At 43.2% G+C, this 11,446-nt stretch carries 13 protein-coding genes, 1 rRNA gene, 3 pseudogenes and 1 other annotated feature; of the genes and pseudogenes, 2 read left to right on the forward strand and 15 right to left on the reverse strand.

Translation table 11 applies throughout. The features are described from left to right. Nucleotides 1-349 precede the first annotated feature (349 nt). Complete coding sequence (locus ACXAC4_RS26855) at nucleotides 350-514, forward strand: hypothetical protein (RefSeq protein ID WP_475168119.1); 165 nt, start codon at nucleotides 350-352, stop codon at nucleotides 512-514. Nucleotides 515-625: 111 nt separating this feature from the next. Here ACXAC4_RS26855 and ACXAC4_RS26860 read toward each other — a convergent pair whose 3' ends face one another. From ACXAC4_RS26860 to ACXAC4_RS26910, 11 genes and pseudogenes are all read right to left on the reverse strand, one after another. After that, nucleotides 626-802: a hypothetical protein gene (locus ACXAC4_RS26860; RefSeq protein WP_475168122.1), complete on the reverse strand. Its 177-nt coding sequence runs from the start codon at nucleotides 800-802 to the stop codon at nucleotides 626-628. A gap of 188 nt (nucleotides 803-990) precedes the next feature. Further along, nucleotides 991-2,461: a sequence feature (23S ribosomal RNA rRNA prediction is too short), on the reverse strand. Between the two features lie 178 nt (nucleotides 2,462-2,639). After that, nucleotides 2,640-4,202: ribosomal RNA gene (locus ACXAC4_RS26865) — 16S ribosomal RNA — on the reverse strand. A gap of 313 nt (nucleotides 4,203-4,515) precedes the next feature. Continuing rightward, a pseudogene (locus tag ACXAC4_RS26870) lies at nucleotides 4,516-4,719 on the reverse strand (pro-sigmaK processing inhibitor BofA family protein); the annotation flags it as partial. 146 nt (nucleotides 4,720-4,865) lie between these two features. Next, on the reverse strand, nucleotides 4,866-5,081 hold the full coding sequence (locus ACXAC4_RS26875; protein ID WP_475168124.1) for a YaaL family protein: 216 nt from the start codon (nucleotides 5,079-5,081) through the stop codon (nucleotides 4,866-4,868). Nucleotides 5,082-5,096: 15 nt separating this feature from the next. Beyond that, a pseudogene (locus tag ACXAC4_RS26880) lies at nucleotides 5,097-5,282 on the reverse strand (toprim domain-containing protein); the annotation flags it as partial. Between the two features lie 183 nt (nucleotides 5,283-5,465). Continuing rightward, nucleotides 5,466-6,023, reverse strand: coding sequence for a hypothetical protein (locus ACXAC4_RS26885; protein ID WP_475168126.1), 558 nt, complete (start codon nucleotides 6,021-6,023; stop codon nucleotides 5,466-5,468). A gap of 5 nt (nucleotides 6,024-6,028) precedes the next feature. Beyond that, entirely contained in the window at nucleotides 6,029-6,415 is a 387-nt protein-coding gene (locus ACXAC4_RS26890; RefSeq protein WP_475168128.1) for a hypothetical protein, read from the reverse strand. A 72-nt stretch (nucleotides 6,416-6,487) separates the two neighbouring features. Then, complete coding sequence (locus tag ACXAC4_RS26895) at nucleotides 6,488-6,763, reverse strand: hypothetical protein (RefSeq protein WP_475168130.1); 276 nt, start codon at nucleotides 6,761-6,763, stop codon at nucleotides 6,488-6,490. Between the two features lie 777 nt (nucleotides 6,764-7,540). Next, nucleotides 7,541-7,768, reverse strand: a complete 228-nt coding sequence (locus ACXAC4_RS26900; RefSeq protein WP_475168134.1) for a hypothetical protein — start codon at nucleotides 7,766-7,768, stop codon at nucleotides 7,541-7,543. A gap of 40 nt (nucleotides 7,769-7,808) precedes the next feature. Next, entirely contained in the window at nucleotides 7,809-7,955 is a 147-nt protein-coding gene (locus ACXAC4_RS26905) for a hypothetical protein (RefSeq protein WP_475168135.1), read from the reverse strand. A gap of 154 nt (nucleotides 7,956-8,109) precedes the next feature. After that, the gene (locus ACXAC4_RS26910; protein WP_475168137.1) at nucleotides 8,110-8,256 is read right to left on the reverse strand and encodes a hypothetical protein; all 147 of its coding nucleotides are present in this window, start codon (nucleotides 8,254-8,256) and stop codon (nucleotides 8,110-8,112) included. A 99-nt stretch (nucleotides 8,257-8,355) separates the two neighbouring features. Here ACXAC4_RS26910 and ACXAC4_RS26915 point away from each other — a divergent pair, with 99 nt between their 5' ends. Next, the gene (locus ACXAC4_RS26915; RefSeq protein ID WP_475168141.1) at nucleotides 8,356-8,682 is read left to right on the forward strand and encodes a hypothetical protein; all 327 of its coding nucleotides are present in this window, start codon (nucleotides 8,356-8,358) and stop codon (nucleotides 8,680-8,682) included. A gap of 543 nt (nucleotides 8,683-9,225) precedes the next feature. Here ACXAC4_RS26915 and ACXAC4_RS26920 read toward each other — a convergent pair. From ACXAC4_RS26920 to ACXAC4_RS26935, 4 genes and pseudogenes are all read right to left on the reverse strand, one after another. Beyond that, on the reverse strand, nucleotides 9,226-9,306 hold the full coding sequence (locus ACXAC4_RS26920; RefSeq protein WP_475168223.1) for a Phr family secreted Rap phosphatase inhibitor: 81 nt from the start codon (nucleotides 9,304-9,306) through the stop codon (nucleotides 9,226-9,228). Continuing rightward, nucleotides 9,306-9,485 carry a hypothetical protein gene (locus ACXAC4_RS26925; RefSeq protein WP_475168143.1) on the reverse strand — a complete coding sequence of 60 codons (180 nt, stop codon included), beginning with the start codon at nucleotides 9,483-9,485 and terminating at the stop codon, nucleotides 9,306-9,308. The genes ACXAC4_RS26920 and ACXAC4_RS26925 overlap by 1 nt, the downstream gene beginning before the upstream one ends. Before the next feature lie 754 nt (nucleotides 9,486-10,239). Further along, on the reverse strand, nucleotides 10,240-10,650 hold the full coding sequence (locus ACXAC4_RS26930) for a hypothetical protein (protein ID WP_475168145.1): 411 nt from the start codon (nucleotides 10,648-10,650) through the stop codon (nucleotides 10,240-10,242). After that, a pseudogene (locus ACXAC4_RS26935) lies at nucleotides 10,625-11,386 on the reverse strand (BCCT family transporter). The gene ACXAC4_RS26930 and the pseudogene ACXAC4_RS26935 overlap by 26 nt, the downstream one beginning before the upstream one ends. Nucleotides 11,387-11,446: the final 60 nt, after the last annotated feature.

Raw genomic sequence — 11,446 nt, forward strand, 5'->3', positions numbered from 1 at the left:
AAGGTTAAGAGAGGACAAAGGTTTCAACGCTTCAGCACCTATCTCCCTCCAGTTCAAATCTTTTTAACAGTGCGCAGTGGAAGCTGAGCTTATTCGGCCAGCTTTGCTTTGTGATACTGGGGTTTTCATTAGCTATTGGCGGGATGGTCATTTCCGTCATTGGAGCTTCACATGTATTTGTACCAACGGACCTTGCTTATCTTTGCCTGACTCCTGAAGCTCTGAACGAGTTTAACGATCGGCTAATTCCTGTGATCGCACATGACCGTGCGGGATTTGGAAGCGCACTTTTAAGTGTAGGCTTGCTGGTCTTGATGCTGGCTTTATGGGGGATCCGCGAGGGGGAAAGATGGGTGTGGTGAGCTTCACCATTGGGGCGATTCCATCATTTGCCGCCGGGATCTTAACTCATTTTTTTATTAACTATACGGATTTCATCCACCTGCTTCCTGCTTACTTCGCATTGCTTTTATATGTGATTGGAGTTATCGCAACCGCCCCTTTAAAAAAATAGTGGCTAAATAAAAAACCGGGCGGTATCAGAACTGGATACCACCCGGTTTTCAGCATATAGATCACTCTTTAACAGCCGCTTCTTCACCTGTTTGATTTTCATGATGGGGTTTCACTCTTTAATAAAGAAAGCAAGGATGAGTGCAATCACCGCAATCAATGCAGAAATGAAGAAAGTGAAATTAATGCCATGCAGCATCGCTTCATTCATGATTTGCATGTCAGTTGCGGCCTGTGCAGATGGCTGAGCTGCACTGGCACTCATATTGGCCAGTGTGTAGGCAGCCAATTCCTCCGCTTTTTCTTTCGTGTCGTTGTGGTGATGCGCAAGTCCGGAGCCAATGGCGCCGGATACCTGCAGTGTTCTATTTCATAGCGGTTCCGTGCGGATTATTTATCGCCGGCAGCTGATTCAATCCATTGGTCATGACAGGCATCATAACCATTGACATCCCGAACATCCGAAAGGTATACAGCAGAACAAGGGTAGAATAGGCCGTATTCATGCCGATTCTGCTGAAGTAATAAGATGTTACAACGGTAATGGTCAGCCCAATCACCGCCAAAACTCTCGCCCCATACTTCAAACGTTTTATGGTCTACTCGTTCAGTTACGTATTGCTAAGGTTAAGAAACAATAAGGTTTCAACGCTTCAGCACCTGTCTTTCACAGCTCAGCCTGTGTGGGAACGGGATTTGCCTCGTTACCGGCCTAACTGCTTGAACGCGCTAATCCAGCAGCACACTACCCTATCCTCCTGCGTCCCCCCATTGCTCAAACGGTAAAGAGGTCGTACAATACAACCTGTTGTCCATCGCCTACGCTTTTCAGCCTCGGCTTAGGTCCCGACTAACCCTAAGCAGACGAGCCTTCCTCAGGAAACCTTAGGCATTCGGTGGATGGGATCTTCACCCATCTTTCCCATGAACCTTATCACCCGCGGTCTGACTCCCAGGATAAAGTCTATTGGCATTCGGAGTTTGACTGAATTCGGTAACCCGATAGGGGCCCCTCGTCCAATCAGTGCTCTACCTCCAAGACTTTCTACTCTGAGGCTAGCCCTAAAGCTATTTCGGAGAGAACCAGCTATCTCCAGTGTTCGATTGGAATTTCACCCGCTACCCACACCTCATCCCCGCACTTTTCAACGTACGTGGGTTCGGGCCTCCAGTCAGTGTTACCTGAACTTCACCCTGGACATGGGTAGATCACACTGGTTTCGGGTCTACGACCACATACTCACTCGCCCTATTCAGACTCGCTTTCGCTGCGGCTCCGCTTCTGCTGCTTAACCTCGCATACGGATCGTAACTCGCCGGTTCATTCTACAAAAGGCACGCCATCACCCATTAACGGGCTCTGACTACTTGTAGGCACACGGTTTCAGGTTCTCTTTCACTCCCCTTCCGGGGTGCTTTTCACCTTTCCCTCACGGTACTGGTTCACTATCGGTCACTAGGGAGTATTTAGCCTTGGGAGATGGTCCTCCCGGATTCCGACGGAATTTCTCGTGTTCCGCCGTACTCAGGATCCACTCCGGAGAGAACGAAGATTTCGACTACAGGGCTGTTACCTTCTCTGGCTGACCTTTCCAGATCGATTCGTCTATCTTCGTTCCTTGGTAACTCCGTATAGAGTGTCCTACAACCCCAGAGAAGCAAGCTTCTCTGGTTTGGGCTGATTCCGTTTCGCTCGCCGCTACTCAGGAAATCGCATTTGCTTTCTCTTCCTCCGGGTACTTAGATGTTTCAGTTCCCCGGGTCTGCCTTCCTATACCCTATGTATTCAGGTATAGGATACTGTCCCATTACGAACAGTGGGTTTCCCCATTCGGAAATCTCCGGATCAAAGCTTACTTACAGCTCCCCGAAGCATATCGGTGTTAGTCCCGTCCTTCATCGGCTCCTAGTGCCAAGGCATCCACCGTGCGCCCTTATCTCACTTAACTATACTATCGTGAAAAGACGTTTATAATCTATCAATTAGATGTCTTGTCATCAAATGATCATACATCGTATAGATGAGACAATAATTCCTTATCCAGTTTTCAAGGTTCACAAATTGAAAGATCTTTGATCTCTCAAAACTGAACAACCAACACAGTACGTTTCCGTAATATCCTTAGAAAGGAGGTGATCCAGCCGCACCTTCCGATACGGCTACCTTGTTACGACTTCACCCCAATCATCTGGTCCCACCTTCGGCGGCTGGCTCCAAAAAGGTTACCTCACCGACTTCGGGTGTTACAAACTCTCGTGGTGTGACGGGCGGTGTGTACAAGGCCCGGGAACGTATTCACCGCGGCATGCTGATCCGCGATTACTAGCGATTCCGGCTTCATGCAGGCGAGTTGCAGCCTACAATCCGAACTGAGAATGGTTTTATGGGATTTGCTACACCTCGCGGTCTTCGCTGCCCTTTGTACCATCCATTGTAGCACGTGTGTAGCCCAGGTCATAAGGGGCATGATGATTTGACGTCATCCCCACCTTCCTCCGGTTTGTCACCGGCAGTCACCTTAGAGTGCCCAACTGAATGCTGGCAACTAAGATTAAGGGTTGCGCTCGTTGCGGGACTTAACCCAACATCTCACGACACGAGCTGACGACAACCATGCACCACCTGTCACTCTGGTCCCCGAAGGGAAAGCCCTATCTCTAGGGTTGTCCAGAGGATGTCAAGACCTGGTAAGGTTCTTCGCGTTGCTTCGAATTAAACCACATGCTCCACCGCTTGTGCGGGCCCCCGTCAATTCCTTTGAGTTTCAGCCTTGCGGCCGTACTCCCCAGGCGGAGTGCTTAATGCGTTAACTTCAGCACTAAGGGGCGGAAACCCCCTAACACTTAGCACTCATCGTTTACGGCGTGGACTACCAGGGTATCTAATCCTGTTTGCTCCCCACGCTTTCGCGCCTCAGCGTCAGTTACAGACCAGAGAGTCGCCTTCGCCACTGGTGTTCCTCCACATCTCTACGCATTTCACCGCTACACGTGGAATTCCACTCTCCTCTTCTGCACTCAAGTTCCCCAGTTTCCAATGACCCTCCACGGTTGAGCCGTGGGCTTTCACATCAGACTTAAGGAACCGCCTGCGCGCGCTTTACGCCCAATAATTCCGGACAACGCTTGCCACCTACGTATTACCGCGGCTGCTGGCACGTAGTTAGCCGTGGCTTTCTGGTTAGGTACCGTCAAGGTACCAGCAGTTATTCGCACGGTACTTGTTCTTCCCTAACAACAGAGTTTTACGATCCGAAAACCTTCATCACTCACGCGGCGTTGCTCCGTCAGACTTTCGTCCATTGCGGAAGATTCCCTACTGCTGCCTCCCGTAGGAGTCTGGGCCGTGTCTCAGTCCCAGTGTGGCCGATCACCCTCTCAGGTCGGCTACGCATCGTTGCCTTGGTGAGCCGTTACCTCACCAACTAGCTAATGCGCCGCGGGCCCATCTGTAAGTGATAGCCAGAAGCCATCTTTCAATTTCGCACCATGCGAGTGCAAAATGTTATCCGGTATTAGCCCCGGTTTCCCGGAGTTATTCCAGTCTTACAGGCAGGTTGCCCACGTGTTACTCACCCGTCCGCCGCTAACGTTCTACGAGAGCAAGCTCCTCAATCCGTTCGCTCGACTTGCATGTATTAGGCACGCCGCCAGCGTTCGTCCTGAGCCAGGATCAAACTCTCCAATAAAGTGTTTGAGTCTTGCATCTATTGCTTATCTAAAAATAAAGAATTAACGTTTGACGTTGTTTGTTTCGTTCAGTTTTCAAAGAACAATCTCGTTCGCTTCAGAAGCGACTTTATTAATATATCATCCTACGCGTTATATGTCAATGCTTTTTCAAAAGTTTTTTTCTTTAAATTTTTAAAGGATGTTGTGTCGTTGTGACGACTCTCTAATATATTATCAGCATTATATTAATATGTCAACAATATTTTTAAAAGAAAAAATCAGTTACTGAGAAATACGTAACTGATTACCTATCCCATTAGACTTTGACTCCTATATGACATACATTTCGATTGCCACTAGCGCGCATATACCCGGCACACCTAATATCCCACTAATGGCTACAGTAGCTATATTAATAGGCAAATGAATGCCAAATTGATTTCCTACTGTATTTAGTACAAATAATAAGAGTGCACCAATGATTATTTTTATAAGGCCTTGTCCAATCCACTTAATTGGTCGAAAAGAGGCACCCGCGACTAATAGAGAGAGTTATGAGAATGCCTGACCCTGAGATAATCCAAACTGGCTCCAAATAAAAAACCCCCTCTATTTAAGGAAACTTGTACAACCAATGTATGAACAAGCACCTAAAAAAAGACCTTGAGGAGGTATAAAAATTAATATCGAATACTAACGTTTCTTTTTTTTGCTTCCTTGAACAGATAAAAGTATTTTGCCTCAGCAAGCTTAGCTTCACTAATTGCTTCCGCTGAAGGATCAAAACTTTTTTCAATTAAAGATTTTTGATTCTTCCATTCATCCTTTAATTCTTTTAACTGATCTAATAACTTCTCATCATATTCCTTACGAAGCCATCCTTTACGAAAGAACATCGCATACACCTCTCACTATACTTCTCTTCTTCCCTCTAAAGCTTTTGAAAGTGTTACTTCATCAGCATATTCAAGGTCTCCTCCTACTGGTAATCCGTGAGCTATGCGGCTCGCCTTAATACCAGAAGGTTTAATGAGACGAGAAATATACATTGCTGTTGCCTCGCCCTCAATATTAGGATTGGTTGCCAAGATGACTTCTTGGGCAATGGTAGGTGCTGAACTAGGCACAGCGAGTCTTGGTTTTAACCTTAGCAATACGTAACTGAACGTAGTATGACTTGGTTCAGTTACGTATTGCTAAGGTTAAGCTAGGTCAATCTCCTTCGGAAGTCAGCACCTGCTATAGAAATACCCTCTTCCTAATGAATTAATATTGGCGGTCTATTTTACTGGGAAATACACATTAACGAATCTTTGAACTAAGTCCACTGATGTATAATCCTCTTCAATTAATTTGTCATAATTAAAATGAGGTTGTCCCTGCGTCTCACTAAAGATTTGTCGCAAAGGCCAACCCCATTTATTTTTATTCTCTAAGTTATAGTAATGATCTGTAAACGCTGCAGAAAGCCAGTTATGAATAAAGGATGACATCTGAGCTAAATCCTGCATTTCTGTTAAAAAGAAGAAACACATTTCTCCATCTTTCTGTACATGTGAAAAAGGAAAACGATATAGCTTAGTTGTGTCACGAAATACTTTATCTCGGAATGCATAGCATCTCTTATTCTCAAGAATATATTTATCTCCATTCGGTCTAAATACGAAAACAAACAATAAGTTCGGGAATGGAATTTGTTTATATTTTGTTGAATGATATGTTAAGTTGTGTTTGAATTCTTTCTTCTCCATGAATAAAACAATCTTTCCGTCTGGTAAAGCCATGTATTTAACAGTGCCAGGTGGTAATGCAGGTGTTTCAAAAACAGGTATATCCAACTTTTCTAAGAATTTTGTTTTTTGTTCCGTAGCAGTTCTTCTGGTACAAATTCAAATAGTGTATTGTGGTCTATATGGAATGAGGGTTGTGCCCCATTCTTTTCGTATTCGACAAGTGGTAATTTCTCATTTCCAATTGTAATTTTAATCATTTGATACTTTCTCCCTTCAACTAATGAATTAATAGAATCGTTAACATCTCTAAGTTCTGTTAAAAATTCAATTGTATCGTTTATATCAAGACCTCCATTGTCTTGCATGCCTATCATGAAAGTACCAGGTTGGTTTGCGAAAGTAGAATGAACAGGGTCATCACTAGATGCAAATTCTAAATCTGGTAAGTAAACAAACTCAATTAAGTTTCCACAACTTGTATTTGTAAGTATCTTCAATATTCCTTGTGAATTCAATAAAGGTCGGTTGATCAGCGTAAGGTAATAATGAAGGAACGCTTATAGCCCCAACTATAAATAATTCCATCCTTCTGCATGGTCTTCAGAAACTTTCATGAGGTACATCAATCCAATCAAAATCAAAATCGAATATGTAAGGAATGCCTCTTGTAACTCATGTATGTATAAATCGCATTCCTCTGAAGTACATTGTTTTAAGAACTGAATTAATCCATCATCTGTAATGTCATATGCTTTAATTAGAGTTTGAACGAACAGGTTTCGTTTAGCTTCTAATACAGGAAACTTTAACATGCGTCCACACCTGCTTTCTCCTTCGTATTTCATCTACTAATTCTTTATAGAATTCATAATATTCTTCAGCAAATTTTGAATAAGCACCCATAAATTGATGCCTAATTCTTCAGTGGTATGGAATTCAAATCGCACCAAATTATATAGGTATATTCCATATATTTTTCAAATTGTGTATATCTAGCTGAATATCCTCCGAAAAACTGACTTGCAAAATACGTTTCGTAAAACTCTTTAAAACTCATACATACGTCACCTAAATTATGAAACATATCATCTATTCGAGCCTTTAGTTCAGTTCTCAGCTTCTGTAAATAAATGAAGATGATCTAACAATAAACCAAAATGAAAAATACCAGCTACCCCAATTTGGCGATAATGTACTGAACATTTGATTGAATGTTTCCGATACAACGGCCGAAATAATCTTCATTAGGATAATCTAAACACGTTGAGCTCGTTAGACCTTCTAATACTTCGGGTATATAATTACAAGTATCTGTTCACCAACTAATATAAGTGGGCTCTACAATGTCTCGTGTATTCAACAAATTTATTTATACGTGTTTGAGTTTTAACATAGGAATAATAACGAAGTGTATCTCTGTAATATCCTGCTTCAAGATGAATCTACTAAATAAAACTACAATCCTCAGCTAAATGCTCTTTTAATTTCGAAGCTTGCTCCTCCAACTCTGAAACTTCTACCAAATTCATAATAATAATCACGACCATTGCTAGTCGTTGGTTCTTCAATGAGTTCTTCAAGGCCATACGTAATAAATGTGTTCACAAGCCATCTCTAATACTTCATGAGAATGTCTGATCCATCATTTCTTGTGGAAGTTCACCTTCTGTGAATAAAATCTTATATATAGAAGCAATTTCATCGTATTGTTGCAGCCATTCCGTAGGAGTAACTTTATCCTGATTACTTTCAAATGTTTCAATAAGAGCATTTACATTAATTTTATCCGACGGAATCCTAGTTACAATAACATTGCTTAACTGATTTATTCCATGTAAAGTCGGTTTCATAAACAACCCTCCAATAAATAATTATTTCTGTCTACTGGTATCAATCTATTTTTTCTAGATATTCTTTTAGCTCTTCTATTAATTGATTTACTTCCTTGGGATGTACTTTTATTTTTCCATTTGCCAATGAAATATTACGTCTTGATACTTTCCCAGTTATGATACAAGCCTCTCTATGCCGTTGCAAAACAAGCAGTCCATTTTCTACAGTAAAATCTTACAGGCACTGCTCTGAATTTCCAATATGTTAGCTAATTCTCTAGGGACACCTATACGCCCTTTACTATCCCAAACATATTGAATAATGCCTGTGAATTTCATAGACTCCTCCCATTAACAACCTAATGTTTTTCTTTGTAAATTATTTTTTTTGCAAAGTGAAGCAATTCGATTTCAATATTTTGAGGTCGAACACCCTGATCCCGGAGTTGTTTTATGTGAGTCTCCATTCGTATTTTTAATGACTCCATAATCTCTTCTTCCTTCATGATTATTCCTCCGAATGAGAATTCACATCATATTAAACATTTGAAATCTAATTATTCAGTTTTATACTTAGAAAAAAGAAGACTCTAAGAGCCTTCTTAATGTTCAAAATTTACGATACCTACATAAGACCTATTAGCTATAGTTGGCACTACTTTAAGCCCCTGAAAGGTTTCTTCAATACCGTTGTATTGGATATCGCTATATCTTCTTACATAATGATGGTCGTCACGATTAAGAAATATGGCATTTGGTCGCATTCTGTGACTACGAACAAAATCATGGTGCAATTCCGTGAGTCTATTCATAGTATCTCTGCTGCGTTCATTTTCTCTTTCCATAACCATATACTCCATTATGCTGTCTGGTTCTCTGATGTAAGGCGTACGCAAACTGATGATCTCACACATGTTGTTTCAATCGGTTGATACGGTCGGTGCCATATACTCCATCTCAAAATACCTTGTGGCCCTGTATTTACATAAGGTCTGGGAGGAGTAATTTTTAATTCACATGAGCGAAACCATTTTAAATCACCCTTTATTTAAAATGAGAAGGGGCGTTAGCCCCAACCAATATTTTGAGAAGAACAATATAAATCTAGTTGAAGATAAATCACATATATATGTTCTTCTATACTCTAATCACTCTTTGATGCTTGATTTGTATCTTTGTTGTAAAATAAGCAGTTATCTATATAAATTCAAGGGTAATTTCTGGAAGTTTAATAAATATTGTTTCTAAAAGCGAATACAAACAGAAAAGCGACCCAGTTTACGGATCGCTTGATAATTGATTTACTGGTACAGACCTATATATGTCAAAGAAATATGACTCTTGAAGTGTTTTAAATGGGACTTCCGCTAGAATTGACTAAATTCCTACTGAAAACCAAACAGAATTACCAAGTGTCTCCCCTGTTCATGTACTGAACATACTCATAAGATTTTTCTTCGGATAAATTACGATTTTCAGTATGAAGATAGACTTAATCCAAATGCGAATGTACCGGTTAATGCGATACCTAATACCAATGCTTTTAATTTTTTCATTATTTTAATGCTCCTTTTTCAAAGTATTGTTTTTTAACATTAACACTTCGGTAATAGTATTCACTCGCTTTAACCGTATTATTTTCTTCATAATATTTTGAAGCTAGCTTTTCGGTATATTCTTGCATACACTCTAATAAGTTTTCTTTCTCAAAGTAAGAAAGTCCTTCTTGTAACAACGTATCCTCGCAGACTCAAGTAGCTGGTACATTTTCATTTAACTTCTGCAGGATTCTTAAATCTATGTAGATATTCTACATTATTAATTTTATGGCTAATATCTAATCCTCTGGTAATCAACTCTTTAGCTTGTTCATTATTCCCTAACTTATAGTTCTCTTCTGCTTCTGAGAATAAAGCTTTGAAATGATTAGGGTATAGGTGCTGACTTCCGAAGGAGATTGACCTAGCTTAACCTTAGCAATACGTAACTGACCAGTAGTACGTGCAGTAATACGTATTGCTAAGGTTAATAGGGAAACACGATAGAATCCGAACAGCACCTATGACGGCATGTGCAGGCCATCAGCCAGCAAAGCCATTGAGCCATAAGAGACGATCCCGGCCAGGGTCAAAACCAGCTTTTGGCCTATCCCCCCTGGGGGATGGCATGAGAATGCTACTGTAGCCAGATGGCTTCAACAACCTTGACAGAGGGGCAGTGTCCAATTCGGCACTCTGACCCTCCCCCCGACTAAGACGAGTATGCCAAGGTGCTATCGCTTTCCAACATGGCTTACGATCTGGAAGACCTGATCAGCCCTGGCGCTGACGGGGCCAGGGGTCAATGTCGCTGAACCTGGTTGTGAGCTTTTCAGGGGTGCAGTGATGCCTTATCCGATCCGGTCCACGGCCCAGCGGCCCGGTGTTGCTTACAACCCTCCCGGGGTGCCGTCAGCGGCTCATGATGCAGCGCCTTCAACAGGCCAGCTGTCATAGCAACGATAACCAGCGAGAATGGCAGGGCCGCGAGGATGACCGCATCCTGGAGGACGGGCAACACATCCCGCCACGAGCAATACCGCGGTCAGGATACTCCGTTGCCAATGGCACCAGCCGGCCTCGACGCCTTGGGAGGCTCGAAGCTGCCCTCCTGATAAAATGCCAAATATCGACCACCAATGCGCCGGAGTCAGCAGACGTTATAAAGTAGATGCTGATAAGGAGCGTTGCCACCAGACCCATCAAAAAATTTAATTGAGTCAGTCGTCTGCAGGTGCTCAATGGTCGCGTAAAGTGCATAGGCGATGTCTTGATCGACCGCCGCAACAATTCCGCCACCCCCGAAATAGCTCGCTGTGGAGTGCAGCGCCCCCCATCACCCGAGATCCATACACAAGTCACCAGCGTTGGTAGGAAGAAGAACCCCGAAAACAAACTCTCTGAGGCGCGGCCGCGGCATATCCGGGCGTATAAACAACCCGACAAAAGGTGACCAGGCCAGCCACCAGCCCCAGAAAGACACCGTCCAGGTCGATTGCCAATTTCCCGGTCCATTGGCGCCAACATAGAATGTCATGATCAATAGACTATCCAGGTAACCGCCAATTTCCTGCACCAACAACCCTGCCATGTAATCAAAGGGGCCAGTAATCATAAAGGCGGCGAGTAAAATCAGCGTTAGCCAAAGATTTACCTCACTCAATATTTTCACGCCCCGCCTGACCCCAGAAACCACCGAAATCGTCGCGATTACAGTAACCACGGCGACCACCGACAGCTCCACCCAGAAGAGACGCCTCCACGGAGAAAAGCCCTACCCGAGCCCCGGGCCAGTCTGACGGGCTCCCAGCCCCAGCGTCGTCGCCAGACCAAATACAGTCGCAAAAAACAGCGAGCGTGTTAACGACGTGCCCCCAAAAGCCAAAGATTCTTTCCCACCAATAAACGGGTACAGCGCTGATCGAGGCGCGAGCGGGAGATCATGGCGATAGCTGAGAGTGGATCCACGGCAATCCGCGACCAACGCAAAAATAGCCCATCCGTTCAGCCCCCAGTGGAAAAACGACAATTGAATTGCAGTAGACGCAGCGGAGGGAGTAAAGCCCTCCGAAGTAAAAGGGTTACCCTGAAAGTGCATGATTGGCTGGGCGTAATGCTAGGTGCTGTTGGGATTCTATCGTGTTTCCCTATTAACCTT

The sequence above is a fragment of the Pseudoalteromonas sp. AWM4_233 genome, assembly GCF_056158285.1.